The following is a 16096-nucleotide window of genomic DNA, read 5'->3' on the forward strand; positions in this document are numbered from 1 at the left end:
AGGATAATATCAAATAACCAACGATATATAATAAAAAACCTAGGAATCCTCAACTTCAATAAGTTGAGGTAGTTCAAATATTCTTAATGCCTCTTTTGAGGTAAGACCAACTTTTCTAGAATTGTAAAATCCAAATCATTAATATTTCATTTATAACCGACAATGAAATATTTTGATTTTTTACGGCATCACCAATAATATGCAGATTGATACACCATTCCATCATTTCAAGAAATTCATCACGGTCTTTGGAAATGATTTCATATATTTCCTTTAAACCAATATAGTTACCTTTTCTAGCAACACTTCCAGGTTCATCACCTAATCTTTTTTCCATTGATTCCAAACTACATTTAATATCACAACAATTTTATAAATAGGCATCAAAATTATTAAACCAAAACAACATATATTTAACCAGGGATATAATGGATTTAAAGGAATATTTAGATTATTTTAATAGAGGAGAAATTATTGATTCAAACTCTGAACTGCAGGAAATGAGCAATTATCTGCTTCAGGAGGCAACAAGAATCAAAATGAAACTAAACAATGAATATCACACTCCGGAAGAAGTTCAAAAAATCATATCCGAGTTAACATCAAAACCTGTAAATGAAACTTTAAGACTAATTCCACCATTCCACACAGACTGCGGCAAAAACATTCATATAGGCGAAAACGTTTTCATAAATTCAAACTGCTCAATGCAGGACCAGGGCGGAATCTACATTGGAGATGGAGTATTTATCGGACATAACGTTTGTTTATTGACATTGAATCATGAGGAAAATCCGGAAAGACGAGGAAATCTGGTTCCTTCACCGATTCATCTTGAAAATGGAGTGTGGTTGGGTTCCAATGCAACAATTCTTCCCGGAATTACAGTCGGTGAAAACTCCATTGTTGCAGCAGGAGCTGTCGTCACAAAAGACGTTCCTGCAAACACAATAGTTGCGGGAATTCCAGCCCGAGAGATTAGAAAAATCAAGTTGGACTAGAAATTAACGGAATCATGATCATGAAGGAAAGACTGGACAAATATCTGGTAAGCAACAACATTATCGCCAGCAGAACAAAATCAAAGGAACTCATCAAATCAGGAAACGTTAAAATCAATGACAGAATCGTCACCAAACGCAGTTACATCGTGAAGGATAATGACAAGATTGAAATAATCGATAACGATTACCTTAAATACGTTTCCAGAGCAGGACTTAAGCTGGACGGTGCAATTGATTCATTCAATATTGATTTTACAGACAAAAGCGTGATGGATATTGGTTCTTCAACAGGAGGATTTACAGACTGCTGCCTGAAGCATGGTGCAGCCAGAGTAGTCGCAATCGATGTTGGAACTGACTTGATGGCTGATGTTTTAAGAGCTGACGACAGGGTGGAGCTTCATGAGCAGCTAAACTTCAAGGAGGCTCCATCAGAACTGTTCAAAGACATTGACATCATGGTATCCGATGTTTCCTTCATATCACTAAAGCACATAATAGACAGGATTGCACAGGAAAACAGTGAGTATGAACTGGTTTTTCTAATAAAACCTCAGTTCGAATGCGGAAAGGAGATAGCTCAAAAATACAAGGGAATAATCACCGACAAGCAGGTGCACAAGGACGTTATTTCAGATGTCGTGAACTATTTCAAAACCAAGGGCTACAATGCACTTGGTCTGGATGTTTCCAAAATGCCCGGAAAGAACGGAAACATAGAGTATCTGGCACACTTTAGAAAAAATGTGAAATCGGCAAAGCTAAATATCGATGAGATAGTTGACACAGCATTCTAGAAAATTTTCATTTGAGACCTAAAACTAACCATCACAATAATTAAAATAACGACCGATTAAATCAATAGTTGTAGCTATAATTAATAAAATAAATATATGTTTCTTTAAAAAAATGAATTCATGATATGATACTTCACAAATTAAAGTGAAGCAGATAGATAAGCAAAGACATGTTTGATAATTTCACATGATATAAAATTAATATATGATTGTCAACAAACATAGATATAATTAATAAAAGGGATGTTTTATATGTTAAGTATTACTCAATGTTACTTGGATTTTGTAGATAAAATTCTAAAACAAGGAAAAGAAACCTATAAAGACTCAAATCACCATCTGGTTGAAAGTCTAGGTAACTTTTATGTCATTGACGATCCTATGGATTTGAAATTCAGAGCAAAATATCAGAATTACACAACCGAAATGATGTTGGCCGACATCAAATCCGGAAAATATGACCTTGAAGGATGCCCGATTAAAAGCGATGCATTATATTCATATGTAAAATCAGTGGAAGACCCTGAAATCATCGACAACACACAAGGATTCGTATACACTTATCCAAACCGTATATTTGCACATTTTAATGTTGACCAGTTCGAAAGCATGAAAAAAAGGATTCTGACAGCAACCGGATCAAACCGTGCAGTGGCGGTTACAATCAATCCTGTGGAAGATGCAGAAGAGGAAGACATTCCATGCCTGCAGTTTTTGCAATGCATTGTTCGTGACAACGAACTTACAATCCACTGCATATTCAGAAGCAACGATATCTTCGGTGCTTTCTACTCAAACATGTTTTTCATAGCATATCTCGGTTTAAAAATGAAAGAGGAAGTAAACAAGGAAATCGTTGGAGAAAAAATTAACTTTGGCGGAGTCCACTACCACTCAACTTCCGGCCATATCTACAATACAGATATTAAAGCAGCCCGCAAACTGATTAAAGCAAACAAATAAGGTTATTTTTTAACCTTATTTTTTAACAGTTATCTTTTTACTTATTTTTGCAGAACCATAACTTGCAGTCAGTGTGAATTTGCCTGTTTTTGACAAAGCCTTGATTTTGAATGTTGCAATTCCTTTAGAGCTTGTTTTAACATTATAGGTTTTGCCCCTGAACTTGACAGTTACCTTCTTATATTTCAGGATTTTGCCCTTGTTGTTTAAAAGCTTGACAGTGTATTTGAATGTTTTTGATCTTTTGACTGATTTGTCCTTTAAAATCAGAGTAGGTTTGACTACAATCTTGTTTGAAACTTTATATCCTTTATAATTTGCAGTGATAGTGTAGGTTTTAGCCTGCAAAGTGATTTTAAATGAAGCATAACCGTTTGGATCTGTGTTTCTTGAATATGTCTTGCCGTTGATAGTGAATGTCACTTTAACACGTTTAGCAATGTTTCCATGATCATCATAAACTCTGACCTTATAGTATTTTCCGGCACCATAATACATTGTAATGGCCTTATTTTCTGTTATTCTTTTAACTACAGTTATTGATTGATTTTTGACTTCTCCAGTTTGTGGATTTTCAACAGATACAGAATATGTGCCTGGAGTCAGGGTTATCACATAATCCAATTTGCCGTTGGCGTCAGTTTTAAGACTGTAAACGGTTTTTCCTACCGTAATGTCCACATTCTGATTTTTCAACAGGTTGCCCTGTTTGTCATGTAAAACAGGATCATATATTGAATTATAAGTGTATTTTGCAGCACTCGGCAATTCGATTGTGGTTTTGACGGTAATTTTTTTGGTTGAATTTGAATTTAAATAGTTCTGATTGCCATTGAATCTAACATCAGCACTATAAGTTCCAATTCCCAAATTGAATTTGAATACTGCATAACCATTTTTATCTGTATTGCTGCGATATGTTTTGCCGTTGACTTTTAAAGCAATCTGGTAATCGCAAAGAGGATTTCCAAATACGTCTTTCAGGCCGACACGGTAACTCATATCATTGTGCATATAGATTATCTCATCACTGCAAACCAGCTCAGTAGAAAGTTTATCAATTGTAAATTGAGTTTTATACAGTTCGGATTCATAGCAGCTGCTGTTGATTATAGCAGAAATAGTATGAATGCCTGCATTCAAAGAATTCAGGTCAATTGTGGCCTTGCCGTTTTTTAATTTGAGAAGATAATATGTGTCGTCGACATAAACTGTAATATGCTCATCAATTGATTTTGAAATTGTAAAGTCAACAGTTGCATTATTGTAAACAATGTTTACTGCAGAAACAATCTCCACTTTAGTTTTTGAAACGTATAATGAAACCGTTTTGTTGGATGGCTTATAATAGTTACTGTCAGAATAGCTGACTTTAAGGGTATTTAATCCAATACTGTCAAAAATACAGTCATTACTGGCTTTTCCATCAACAATGCTTACAACTCGGGATTTTCCATTATATTCGAATGTAACCTGACCAAACAAAACCATCTGACCGGATGTGTCCATGACTGTAGCGACAATATTTACACCGTTGGCCACATTCTGATTAGATGTTACATTCAGCATCATGTTTGTATCTTTATATGAAACAGGAACATCTTTTGAAACGCTTGATGATGCATACATATATGAATCATCTGAATAATAAGCCAATACATGGTTTAATCCTTCTTTAACAAAAACATAGGAGAAGGTTGCGGTTCCATCTGCAACATTAACCTTGTATGAGTCATTGCCAATGACAAAAGTTACAACACCCTTGTCTACATTATTGCCTTCTTCATCAATGACATTTGCAGTTAGCAAAATCGGATTGAATTCACTGCCTGCAAAAAGTGTAATTGAAGTTTTTGAAGCTGTTACATAAATTAGCTGTGTTGCATTTGATGAGTTATAGCAGTACAAATCATTATATGTTACATAAACATTTTTCAATCCGAATGTTTTGAATGAAATGTTCATATAAGCATTTCCGTCATTAACATCACATGTATAGTTGACGCCATCAATTGTGAAAATTACCTTTCCGCTCTCAACAGACTTGTTATTTGCATCAACTACACGAACATTGAATTCGTAAAAGTTATGATTGGATAAGCAATCAAGATATAAAGTAGTTGGCAATAAAGTTTTTGAGAATAAAACAGAACTAGTTGACTGATTGTATCCCACAGCGCTGAAAACGGCAGTGAATTTATTGACTGAATCGCCAACAGGAACGTTATCAAACTTAGCTGTTCCTTTATTAACATTCATCTTTTTGATTTCACCGGAAATATTGAATGCCACTTCACCATAATCAACAGAATTTCCATATTCATCATAAATATTGGCTAGAATATCAATGGTGTCCTGACCAATGTCTGTAATTGTCAGGTTAATGAATGAATTTAAAGGATTTAGAATAGTGAATGCCTTTATGCAAGCTACCTGAGAGTCATATTTATGATCAGGATATGTCCAAGGCAGTTCATAGAAATCCTTCCAGGTTTTACCGTCATAGCTGACGAATGAAATGTTTTCAGAATAGATTTCATTAATTAGTGAAACCGCTTCTGAAATCGGAACCCCCGCATCATCATCCACAGTTATTTTGAATATGATTTCAAAGACATCACCCAATTTAAGAGGTATCAATTGATTCAGATTGATTGTGGAGTAGCTTGAAAGTGAAAATCCGGACTGTGATAATTTCAATGCATCATTTACATAGACAGATAAATCCCATTGGGTATTCTTTTCAAAGTATGTTGAGACCGCAGCCAGATATTCATCATCGGTTGCAGTGAATCTGTTTTTATACCATACTGTTGAAGTAGTGTTGAAAAAGCTGTCTGTACGTCCGGAAATATCATACTGGTAATTTTTATCATATCTGATTGTATCATTGAATATAAAAGTGTAAGATGTGGATTTATTTATAGGTGCACATTTGGTATCATAATATGAAACGTAATAAAAACCTTTATTACCTGACTTTTCTCCCCAACTGTTTTTAATAATCCATGCACCGTCACCCGGAGGGGCATTATTAAAGTTTGAAGCGGAGTAATTATCATCCCAACCGATTATGGCAACCGCATGGTTTGCACCTGTATTACCATTATAATAATAATTAATTCTATTTTTTAAATAAGCGCTTGACCAATAAATGCTTGTTGAAACAGCACCGTAATCCATTATTGCCCTTTTGATAGCATCATTATCGGTATAGCTGCTTCTGGTTAAGAACAGTATGTTTTGAACATGAATAAAACTATCCAATTTTGGAGATATCAGCGAATCGATGATGTATACATCATCAGTATCATTTATAGGACCCAGCCAACTTGTAAGATAACCTACAGCCATCTTGTCATACCCGCCTTTGTTGGTTGCCATGGTCCATCCGTAATCTGAGTAATATGACATTAAGTTTTTCATGTTTTCTTCAGACAGATCAAATGTCATGCCGTTTGCTTTTAAAATTGCTGATTCCAATGCGGCCAAGGCTGCAAAAGACCAGCAGTTAGCATCATTACCCTGATTTTTAACAGAAGTAACATATCCGTAATCCCTTAAATCATAACCGGAAGGCAAAGTTCCATTAAAAGAGGAACCGTATTTAATTAGAATGTAGTTGTTATTCCCTACAGTTAAGTTTACCATATTGCTTGCATACACGTCATTTTCCAGAATAGCTGTATTATTTATGAAAGTATTGTTCAAGGCATCATCAAAGATTGAATCATAGTAATACTCACTTAAAACGGAATAAACTGCACCTGCAGTTTTTTCAGCATTATTGTTTGAAAATATGTTGGAATGAATTATGAATGAATCAATATGGTCCGCATATAATGCTCCACCGTCAGATGCGGAATTGCTGTCCAATATGGAATTTTCGATTGATAATGTATGATATATTGCAAAAACGGCGCCGCCGTAATATTTTGCCCTATTGTTTCTTGCTGTAATATTATTTAAACTTGTAATTGAATCAAGAGCGGCTATTGCTCCTCCAAATCTGGCATCATTGTCATTGACTTCCACATTTATACAGTTGAATACAGGAGAATTATAAATATAAATTGCTCCTCCCAGTTCATTTAGTGCATGATTGTTCCTGAATTTGGTTGAGGTTATTGTTGCATTGACAAAATCAGTATAAATAGCTCCACCACTGTTTTTAGCATAATTATTCAGGAATTGGGAATCTTCAATATTCAGATACCCTCCATCCATGTAAATGGCTCCACCGTTTTCGGCCTGGTTGTTGTCAAAAGTACAATTGACCAGACTGACCTGGTAATCGCTTCCTATTGAATCAATAACGCTTTTTGCTGAACTTTTAAAAACCGTGTTGACTGCATTTATGTTGCCGTTATTTGAAATTGACAACTTATCAAATGTCAGATTAATAAAGGTTAATGTATTCTTTGCAGTTATTGTATAACCATTTGCATGAACAATTGTATTTTTAGCATTTTCACCTATGAATGTCATATTATCAGCAATATATGATCTTTCATCAAGGTAATATTCCCCCTCTGCAAGGTGAACGACACTATTAGGCTGAATTTTAGAATAGGAAAAATCCTTATAGGGGTTATATTTTGATCCGTCACCAGTATCATTATCGATATCGGCATCAAAATAGTATTCATCGGCTAAAATGTTAGTGTCTTCACTAACTAAATTTATATCAGTCTGGTTTTCACCAGCATAGCTAGCCGGAACAATAACCAGAAGAGATATCAATACTAACAATATTGCTACAATTTTTAGTTTAGACAAAATATTTACCCCCATTTTACCTATTTAATAAATATAAATGTGTAAAATGATTTAATATGTTAATTTATAAGATTAATAGTATAAATAGTCAATGGAATATATTTTTAAAAAAATAGTTTAAAATTTAAAAAATGAAAAAAGAATGCCTTAAATATCTATAAGAAATTAGAATATTTTAAGGCTCTGTTTTTGATATCGCCAAATGTTTCCTCGACCAGCAGTTCACCATCTTTAAAAACTGTCTGAAGCAGGTCTTCACCCTCATCATCAATTGAGACTGTTTTGAATGAATTGCCTTGCCTGACCAGTTTGAACCTTCCGGTTTTAGACTTTTTACTTGAGTCCAGAGGATTTTTGAATATGTCAAACCATACCCCATCCCTTAGCTGGGCGGAACATTTGAATGCATTTCTCTGGGTATCGCGGTTTACAGATGAGTGAAGTCCGCCACCCATTCCGAAAATGATATTTTCAGCGGCCCAACCGTTTGATTTCATTGCAAAGAGAATGTCACGTATCTTTTGATAATTCAATCCGTCCCCCCACAAAAGTCCGATGTTTGAATCAAATACCTTATAGCCCTCATCGGTCAAATATGACCCGAAACCGTCTTCAAGAATATTCAAGCAGTCAATGGTTGTTGATACAGGCTCACCGCTGTCCGGCCTGAACACCACTTTGTTTCCTTCAATGGCCAGGAAAATTGCTGATTGCATCATTTAACCTTGAACCTTCACTTCCTGCTTCTGTTAGGAAGTTTCTGTAGTTGTATGAATCAATAACTATGGAAAGTATTCCGTTTTTGGCATTGTCAATGACATTTAAAACCTGGTCGAATTCACCGTCAGGGCCAAGGGAGGTCATTACGCTGTGTTCTGTTGCCTGAACTGAAAATCCGTATAACTGTGAATCATTGTAATAGTTTCCAGGAATGGTCAGTGCAGGAATTGTGTCTGTTCCGGAAAAGCTTAAAAGATGAGCTGAACCGCATAACATTGATGATTCTGTTGAGGTTGCACCGCGATAGCCGAAATCATGAAGCATAAAGTCAAGATTATCTTTAGCTGAACCTGTAACCTCGAGATAGAAGTTTGCAAGCTTTCTTACCTCAGCGGACAATGTTGCAACAGTAGACGGATACCATACCTGAAGAAGCAAAGATTCCAGATAGTTGACCAGCCAGTATGATTTCTTGTCTGTATTTACCGCAGTCATCAATACGTTTCCGACATCGACAGGAGTGCCTTCGCTGACTGCCTTGATTTCTATAGGCAATCTTCCTTCATGTTTATCCAATATGTATTCCCAACCGGCCCTGTTGAAAATATCCTCGCCTATATGTGATGATATTAATCTGTCGGCCTCATCTATCTTTTCCTGACTTACTACAGGACCTTCGAGATATTTTTTGAGAATATATTGAAGTCCGTAAAAAATTGTCTTGTTGAACTCAGCACCTACTCTGCTTTCAAGGTATGAATAGATTTTTTCAGTACCTTTAGGGTAAAAGTAGTGGTGAGTTACTTTATAGCTATCTGTCAAAAGACAAATGTTGTTTTCAATCATAATATCACTTGTAGAGTAATATTAGATTGACCTAGTATATAAATTGTTATCAAAAAAAAAGAAAAGGAAAAAAAGATCTAGATGTAGCTAGTATCTTGTTTTCTGAAGTGTGCTTGTGGGTGGTCGCATAATGGACAAACTTCAGGAGCGTCTTTTCCATAATGGATGTATCCACAGTTGTTACATTTCCATGCAATTTCTTCGTCTTTTTTGAAGACTTTGTCTGCTTTGATTTTGTCAGATAAAGCATTGTATCTGTCTTCGTGTGCTTTTTCGGTTGCACCTGCTGCTTCAAATAAAGCTGCAATATCATCGAAACCTTCTTCTTTAGCGGTTTCTGCGAATTCTTTGTACATTTCTGTCCATTCGTGGTTTTCACCTGCAGCTGCATCAGCAAGGTTGGTTAAAGTGTCAGGTACTTTACCTCCGTTCAATAATTTGAACCAGATTTTAGCATGTTCTTTTTCATTGTCGGAAGATTCTTGGAAAATTTCTTTGATTTCAACGTAACCGTCTTTTTTAGCTTGGGATGCGTAGAATTCATATTTTACACGTGCTTGGGATTCACCGGCAAGTGCTGCATTTAAATTTTCTTCAGTTTTGGTTCCTTTTAAATCTGCCATAATATCTTCTCCTAAAATAATATTTAATAATCAGTTTATAAAATTTAAAAAAATAAAAAAAAATAGAGAGCTTATTTAAAGTTGGTAGCTCTTTCTTCGAAGTGTGCTTTTGGAAGTCCACATACAGGACATTTTTCAGGTGCGTTAGGACCTGAGAATACAAATCCGCAGTTTTCACATTTCCATTCAATGTCTGCTTCTTTGTTGAATACTGCATCGTTTTCAACGTTTGCAAGTAAGGTTCTGTATCTTTCTTCGTGTTCTTTTTCGATTGCTCCTACTTTTTCAAATAAGAATGCAATCATTGGGAAACCTTCTTCTTTAGCAGTTTCAGCGAATTCTTTGTACATTTCTGTCCATTCTTCGTTTTCACCGTCAGCTGCTGCGTTGAGGTTAGCTACAGTGTCAGGAATGTCTTCATCGTGTAAAAGTTTGAACCAGATTTTAGCGTGTTCTCTTTCATTTTTGGAAGTTTCCATGAAAATGTCGTGGATTTGGACATAGCCTTCTTCTTTTGCTTTTGCAGCAAAGTATTGGTATTTTGTGTGTGCTTGGGACTCACCAGCAAAAGCTGCTTGTAAGTTTGCTTCAGTTTTTGTACCTTTTAAATCAGTCATAATATTCAACTCCAATAAATTTATTATAATTTTCATAGAATAAAAATGTTTTTAAAATCCACTAAAAAATATAAAAAAAGAAAAATAGATTAAAAAAATAACCTATTTTTTTAAGCTATGTCGGAATATAATAACCCGTTAGCCCTGCACATTGCAAACATTAAAAACGGAGTTACAACAATGCTTAAAATGGACAGCTGAGGAACTTGCTGATAGATAATTGATAAAATTCCATTTACTGCAAAGGTAATTAAAATCATCAGTATTACAGTTACAATCACTTTGGCGTAACCTACTCTTGAAATATCCTTTACCGCCTCAACAACATTCAATGATTCGGATAAACTGTCAGTATTTGCCAGTCTTGCATTTGCCATGTAATGGATGAATGAAAAGACAACAAACAAAATCATGGAAATTATGAATGTTGTTGCAAGGGATCCCCACAGATGAGTTATGACAAAAGATGGAATTGTGGCATTAGCTCCTGAAGCACTATTGGCCTCATTGGCAAGATTCATAAGATTGCCCGGCACATTTGTAATGAATGCAACAACTACTGTAATAATCATCGGAACGATGAAGTATACAACAGCTACAATCAGGGATTTGATACCTCTAATCAAATCATTTTTCCAGTCAATGCCCGGAACTTCATCTTCTAGATTAATCCCTGTTTTAATAATGTCGATTTCATAACCTGACAATATCAATACAAGCAAAACGGCCAAGATTGCGAATATAACTGAACCTATCAGTATATAAGCGGAATCGTTGAAAGCAAAAACTGCTAAAACAGTTGCCAGTACAACCATGATTCCAACAGCAAGGTAAACTGCAACATATATTGCAAAAGCCTTGATATTATTGGCCGGAAACCTGAATGAATCCTTAATAATATCTGCAATTTCCATATGAATTCCTCAATTTATGCTTCAGAGTAAATTAATCCAATTCCTCTATAGTAGAAAAGAACAACAAATGCTCCGATTACTATTTGAGATAAGATTAATCCTATAAATGGTATTATTGCCAAGAATGATGCGATTAATGCAGCAATCATGATTATTACAAGAGAAATGATTAAAAATAATATGATTTTACCAATTCCAATTTTTTTAACATCATCCAATACTGCTCCAATGTCAAATGCTGCACCGAAATCACCGGTTTTTGCAAGTCTGGCAATAGCAATGATTTGGAATATTCCAAAAATAATGAACAGCACTATTGCAATTACTGCAACTATGGCTGTAGCAGCACCAATATGATTTAATCCGGCACCAAGTACTCCGAAGAATATTGCCAAAACAAAAGTAATGACCATCGGAATAAGGAAGTAAACAATGCTGACTATTAAGAATTTTATTCCGTCAAGTATATTGTTTACAGGATCCAATACAGGAATCTCATCTGAATGTGCAATTGCATTTTTAATTACATTAAGGCCTATTCCTGAAAGCATCAATGAAAATATTATACTTAAAATTGTAAAAACCGCTTTCATAGCAAAGCCGTCTATGTCAAAAGGATCTAAAAGATTTGCAAAACCCGCAAGCAATGCTATTATTCCTATGATTAAAAATTTTGTAATATCCGAAAAAGGATATCTGATTGCATCTGATATAATTTCACTTATGCTCATATTTATCACCTATTAAGTTATTTAAAAGCAGTATTATTTTTAACTTAAAAGTATATAAATATGATGTAAAATTTTTTTGAAAAAAAGAAAATAAAAGATGAATATAATTATTCATCTACACCGAAGGATTTTTTAAGCAACTCAGCGTTTACAAATCCTTCTTTATACATTTTACCAGTAGTTAAGTCGTTGATTACAACTTCTGCAGGAGCAAACATTCCTTTATCAATTTGATAGAAGTCGAAACCTGCATCTTTGAATACGTCGAAGAACGGTTTACCATATCCATCAGCTGCTGAAGATGGTAATTGAGCTGCAACATCAGCAATGTCATCTCCTTCTTCGGATTCTACATAGTAGTAAGTTCTTCCACCGAATAAAACAGCATCGTTGGTTTTACCCATAGCTTTAAGTCCATCTGGGTCAACAGGTGCAATAGGTGCAATACCTGCAGCATGTTTTACTTTGGTTACGTCGAATTTGATGAATTCCAACATTTTGTAGGTTCCGTTTTCAACAACTCTTCCAGCGATTTGAATAGAACCGACTAAGGAAGAAGTAGGAGCTACAAGCAAGTAGACATTTTTAACGTCAACATTACATTCTTCAGCAATGTATTCAGCAACATCTTCACCAGGCAATACGTCAGCTTCCAAAGTTAAGATTGCAAGGTCTGCGTCTTTGTCTTCGTATCCGATTTCTTCATAGGTTTCAGCTGGTTTTAATGCAATAGCTCTTGCAGGACCAGAACCTAATGCGAAAAAGTCACCTACAGATACGGACCAACCTGCCTTTTGGGAACCTAATGTTGAAATGGATGGTGAGTCAGTTTTGATTTTTACTGAAGGAAGTGCGAATTTTTCAGATAAATCTCCAGGAATTGAAATTCCAACATCTGCGAGTCCACCAAGACATACTTTAGTATAAAGTTCTCCTGCTTTAAAACTTCCATCGACATTTACACCACAGTCAATGACAGTAGCACCATTACCTAAAGTTTCTACAGCAATGTTTAATTCATCTGCTTTTTCAATCATTACATCTACGGTTTTTTTAGCTTCAACGTTTACACTTACCATAGTTTAACCTCGTATTAATATTATATTTTAACTTATAACTTTTAAGTTAATGAATAAGATTTTATAGTTATTTATATTTATATTTGCCTAAATGAGTTTAACTGAAAAAGCTGTTTTCAAAAATAAGTATTGTTTAAATCAAAATGCAATCTCAACTTAGAGGCATTTTTCAAATTTTCATCAAAATCTCCGTCAATGATTTCCTTCAGGAATTTTACATCGGAAATTTCTGAAATAGCCTTATTTCTAAGATAAAAAGTCAAATCTTCATCAAGAGCTATGTTTTTAAGTTTTTCCTGAGTGGAGGCACTGGGGATTTCATCCAATCTGAAATTGAAAAGAATTCTTTCAAGCTTTCCTTCAGCTTCCATCCGGACATACCTATTGAAATCATTTTTAGAGATATTCTTCAACTGGTTTATATCATCAATATTGCTTATCTCTGCAATGCGACTTTCCCATGTTTGCAAATCATCCAGCACATCCTGTGCAAGATTTGAAACATCACTGTCGCTGCTTGCAACCAATTTATTTAAAACGGCTCCATTATTTATTTGTTTTATGTCTTCAAAAAGAGTATTCAGCCTTTTTTGAGCTTCAGGAGCGGCTTCATCATTTCCAGATACTATTTCATCGAGAACTTTTTTATCGTTGAGTTTGCTTGCGGCAACCTGCCTGATTTCTGAGTCCTCATCATCTAAAGCCATTTCTCTTAGCCATGACTCGAAAGGCAAATCGGCAAGGGAATTCTGTATGAAATACATATAGTTGTTCAATAGTCTTTTTGCCTTAATCTGATTTAGTGCAGACAGACGTATGTTCTTTTCAGGGCGGGTGTGCGCTATTTCTATAAGGAAATTTCTGTTTTCAATTGACTCAACTGCATTTATGCATATCTTCTCATCATTTTCCACCAGTGCAATCCTTCGAAGCAGATTATCATTACTTGTCAGGTTGGAAATTTGTTTTACCGCATGAAAACGCACATTTAAATCCTTATTGATTGCCAAATCTTCTAAAAAACTTTCATCTGTAATTCTTGTAAATAAATCCGTAATAGCTTCCTTTTCCAGATTATTTTTAACATAATCAATTAAAATCTCCTTATTTTTGAAATTTTCGTTTCTGATGATGCTTTCAATTACTTTTTCGTCATTTTCTTTTGAGATTATATCTTCAAGAATATTTTCATCTTCAATAAACATTACAGCAACACTGCGTTCATATTCATCATCGGCAGATTCAAATTCATTTATAAAATATCTGCCTGTTTTAAAAGTAATATTGTTAACTATTTCGGCTAAACGGTGATTCAGTGATTTTTTATAGACTAATTCTTCCAGTTCTTTACAATTTTTAATCCTGCTGATTGCGGAAACTCTTGTGAAATAGTCTTCATCATCTGCTATCACATTAGATATAACTTCAATGTCTGTTAGATTCGGATTTAAAATAGCCTGAGCTCGAATTCGATTGTTTTTATGGTTTAATGCCAAATATTTCAATACATATTCATCTGTTATCCCTTTGATGAAATCGGGTTTGAGTGATGCATCATCAAACCTGGCCAAAAATTTAATCACATCTTCACTGTTTGTGAAATTGAGTTTTTCGCATGCAGTTGAGACTATGAAATCATCGGGATCTGACATTATGACATTTTCAATGAAAGCAGACATTTCGATGTCATTCAGCAATTTTTCATCACATATCCTGTTTAAAATCGCCAGCCGAATATGGGAACTTGGATTGTTTAAACAGGCATCTGTCAAAAAATCAGTATCATTTATGTTATTCATTGCCGAGATGCTGACGGCACTGATGCTGTCACTGTTGAAAATGTCTTTCAGGATATCTTCATCGTGAATTTTTTCAGCCGCTTCACACCTTTCTTTCCAATCGGAAGAATTCCTGGCAATACTGATGAAGTCATCCAGGTTTTGATGACTGTCTATTTGGATTCCCCCATTATGTATAATTTAGACAACCTGTCCAGACATGCTTTTTTAACATAATTGTCCCTATCTGTTTTTATTATCTTGAACAGCACATCTTCATCAGTGAGTTTACCTACAGCTGCAATTCTGACATGTCTTTGAGGATTGTTAAGGGCCAGGTCAATCAGCCAGGTGTCATCATTTCTGGTTTTGACACGAATGATTTGCTTTGATTTATCCTTGGGTTTTCTGCTTTTGACATGTTCATAAGTCCAGTTGGTGTTATCAAGAGTCATTATGTCCAAAACTGACTCTCCTGAATCATACTTATACTTTTTCGGCCTTGAAATGTACATGTTGTTGTCCATATATTCTGTAATCACTTCCTGTTTGGTATCCCTTTTTTTAATAGACATCTTAACCAGATCTACTCTTCGTACATCAAAATCCATTTTCCCACCTACATTTTACTATTGCCGTAAATATTTAAAAAATTTGCCAATGTCCGATTTCTCTTTTGCGGAGTTTTAAAACACCCAATATCGCCATATCTGGAATATCAATTAATTCCCCCATATTCCTAGTTCTCTTTTCAAAAAATATGTTTATGAAAGAATTTAAATTGAATAAAGAAATTGTTTTACTTGAAATCAGGAAAGATTATATCGAAAAACCTGTCATCGTAGATTTTTAAATCCGAAGAATCCTCTTCAAATCCATTACGTTTTCGTCAAATTCCATCGGCTTGTTGTTTTCATCCAAACAGTCAAATGAATCAATGTTTGTTACGTTTTTTTGATCATTAAAAAGACCCATTTAATCCCTCCAAGTTTTATTAGCAGATAAATCAATTTTTTTATCTAAATAAAAGTTGGATTATGATAAATATAAATCACATGAATCTATTGCTTTAATTGAAACCATATAATTTTATTAAAAGAGTGCCCTCTAAAACTAATTTTTCATTTTGAATTTACTAACTAGGTTATATTTTTATTGTTTTATTTATTTTAATCTGAAATTAAGTTTTAATTTAAATCGAATTTTAATTATTCTTTATTTTTTTACAAACTACAGTTTTAATAT

At 34.5% G+C, this 16096-nt stretch carries 13 protein-coding genes and 1 pseudogene; 3 read left to right on the top strand and 11 right to left on the bottom strand.

The window, feature by feature from the left end:
- Positions 1 to 115 precede the first annotated feature (115 nt).
- The gene (locus tag ACKI2P_RS11620; protein ID WP_407377742.1) at positions 116 to 337 is read right to left on the bottom strand and encodes a hypothetical protein; all 222 of its coding nucleotides are present in this window, start codon (positions 335 to 337) and stop codon (positions 116 to 118) included.
- A gap of 91 nt (positions 338 to 428) precedes the next feature.
- On the opposite strand from ACKI2P_RS11620, the gene ACKI2P_RS11625 reads away from it, so the two are divergent.
- From ACKI2P_RS11625 to ACKI2P_RS11635, 3 genes are all read left to right on the top strand, one after another.
- Positions 429 to 1001, top strand: coding sequence for a DapH/DapD/GlmU-related protein (locus tag ACKI2P_RS11625; RefSeq protein ID WP_407377744.1), 573 nt, complete (start codon positions 429 to 431; stop codon positions 999 to 1001).
- Positions 1002 to 1021: 20 nt separating this feature from the next.
- Entirely contained in the window at positions 1022 to 1801 is a 780-nt protein-coding gene (locus ACKI2P_RS11630; protein ID WP_407377746.1) for a TlyA family RNA methyltransferase, read from the top strand.
- Positions 1802 to 2053: 252 nt separating this feature from the next.
- Entirely contained in the window at positions 2054 to 2764 is a 711-nt protein-coding gene (locus ACKI2P_RS11635) for a thymidylate synthase (protein ID WP_407377748.1), read from the top strand.
- A 15-nt stretch (positions 2765 to 2779) separates the two neighbouring features.
- On the opposite strand, the gene ACKI2P_RS11640 is transcribed toward ACKI2P_RS11635, so the two are convergent.
- The 10 genes and pseudogenes from ACKI2P_RS11640 to ACKI2P_RS11685 all read right to left on the bottom strand — a co-directional run bounded on the left by ACKI2P_RS11640 (position 2780) and on the right by ACKI2P_RS11685 (position 15826).
- Positions 2780 to 7543: a C1 family peptidase gene (locus tag ACKI2P_RS11640; RefSeq protein ID WP_407377749.1), complete on the bottom strand. Its 4764-nt coding sequence runs from the start codon at positions 7541 to 7543 to the stop codon at positions 2780 to 2782.
- Between the two features lie 155 nt (positions 7544 to 7698).
- Positions 7699 to 9109 (bottom strand): annotated as a pseudogene (locus tag ACKI2P_RS11645) (nicotinate phosphoribosyltransferase).
- A gap of 77 nt (positions 9110 to 9186) precedes the next feature.
- Positions 9187 to 9732, bottom strand: coding sequence for a rubrerythrin (rbr, locus tag ACKI2P_RS11650; protein ID WP_407377751.1), 546 nt, complete (start codon positions 9730 to 9732; stop codon positions 9187 to 9189).
- A 71-nt stretch (positions 9733 to 9803) separates the two neighbouring features.
- Complete coding sequence (gene rbr, locus ACKI2P_RS11655; RefSeq protein WP_407377753.1) at positions 9804 to 10349, bottom strand: rubrerythrin; 546 nt, start codon at positions 10347 to 10349, stop codon at positions 9804 to 9806.
- A gap of 110 nt (positions 10350 to 10459) precedes the next feature.
- Positions 10460 to 11263 carry a DUF4013 domain-containing protein gene (locus ACKI2P_RS11660; protein WP_407377754.1) on the bottom strand — a complete coding sequence of 268 codons (804 nt, stop codon included), beginning with the start codon at positions 11261 to 11263 and terminating at the stop codon, positions 10460 to 10462.
- Positions 11264 to 11277: 14 nt separating this feature from the next.
- The gene (locus tag ACKI2P_RS11665) at positions 11278 to 11994 is read right to left on the bottom strand and encodes a DUF4013 domain-containing protein (protein WP_407377756.1); all 717 of its coding nucleotides are present in this window, start codon (positions 11992 to 11994) and stop codon (positions 11278 to 11280) included.
- Between the two features lie 107 nt (positions 11995 to 12101).
- A complete protein-coding gene (mch, locus tag ACKI2P_RS11670; protein WP_405275653.1) occupies positions 12102 to 13073 on the bottom strand; it encodes a methenyltetrahydromethanopterin cyclohydrolase in 972 nt (323 codons plus the stop codon).
- A gap of 116 nt (positions 13074 to 13189) precedes the next feature.
- Positions 13190 to 14872 carry a hypothetical protein gene (locus ACKI2P_RS11675; protein WP_407377758.1) on the bottom strand — a complete coding sequence of 561 codons (1683 nt, stop codon included), beginning with the start codon at positions 14870 to 14872 and terminating at the stop codon, positions 13190 to 13192.
- 152 nt (positions 14873 to 15024) lie between these two features.
- The gene (locus ACKI2P_RS11680) at positions 15025 to 15462 is read right to left on the bottom strand and encodes a hypothetical protein (protein WP_407377760.1); all 438 of its coding nucleotides are present in this window, start codon (positions 15460 to 15462) and stop codon (positions 15025 to 15027) included.
- Between the two features lie 238 nt (positions 15463 to 15700).
- The gene (locus ACKI2P_RS11685) at positions 15701 to 15826 is read right to left on the bottom strand and encodes a hypothetical protein (protein ID WP_407377761.1); all 126 of its coding nucleotides are present in this window, start codon (positions 15824 to 15826) and stop codon (positions 15701 to 15703) included.
- Positions 15827 to 16096: the final 270 nt, after the last annotated feature.

The organism is Methanobrevibacter sp. (assembly GCF_045541095.1).
GTDB lineage: Archaea > Methanobacteriota > Methanobacteria > Methanobacteriales > Methanobacteriaceae > Methanocatella.

Bases quoted from the DNA above. Each gene is read 5' to 3' on its own strand.
- rbr (WP_407377751.1), bottom strand. From the start codon at position 9,732: ATGGCAGATTTAAAAGGAACCAAAACTGAAGAAAATTTAAATGCAGCA.
- ACKI2P_RS11660 (WP_407377754.1), bottom strand. From the start codon at position 11,263: ATGGAAATTGCAGATATTATTAAGGATTCATTCAGGTTTCCGGCCAAT.
- ACKI2P_RS11630 (WP_407377746.1), top strand. From the start codon at position 1,022: ATGAAGGAAAGACTGGACAAATATCTGGTAAGCAACAACATTATCGCC.
- ACKI2P_RS11680 (WP_407377760.1), bottom strand. From the start codon at position 15,462: ATGGATTTTGATGTACGAAGAGTAGATCTGGTTAAGATGTCTATTAAA.
- ACKI2P_RS11620 (WP_407377742.1), bottom strand. From the start codon at position 337: ATGGAAAAAAGATTAGGTGATGAACCTGGAAGTGTTGCTAGAAAAGGT.
- ACKI2P_RS11675 (WP_407377758.1), bottom strand. From the start codon at position 14,872: ATGAATAACATAAATGATACTGATTTTTTGACAGATGCCTGTTTAAAC.
- ACKI2P_RS11685 (WP_407377761.1), bottom strand. From the start codon at position 15,826: ATGGGTCTTTTTAATGATCAAAAAAACGTAACAAACATTGATTCATTT.
- mch (WP_405275653.1), bottom strand. From the start codon at position 13,073: ATGGTAAGTGTAAACGTTGAAGCTAAAAAAACCGTAGATGTAATGATT.
- ACKI2P_RS11625 (WP_407377744.1), top strand. From the start codon at position 429: ATGGATTTAAAGGAATATTTAGATTATTTTAATAGAGGAGAAATTATT.
- rbr (WP_407377753.1), bottom strand. From the start codon at position 10,349: ATGACTGATTTAAAAGGTACAAAAACTGAAGCAAACTTACAAGCAGCT.
- ACKI2P_RS11665 (WP_407377756.1), bottom strand. From the start codon at position 11,994: ATGAGCATAAGTGAAATTATATCAGATGCAATCAGATATCCTTTTTCG.
- ACKI2P_RS11635 (WP_407377748.1), top strand. From the start codon at position 2,054: ATGTTAAGTATTACTCAATGTTACTTGGATTTTGTAGATAAAATTCTA.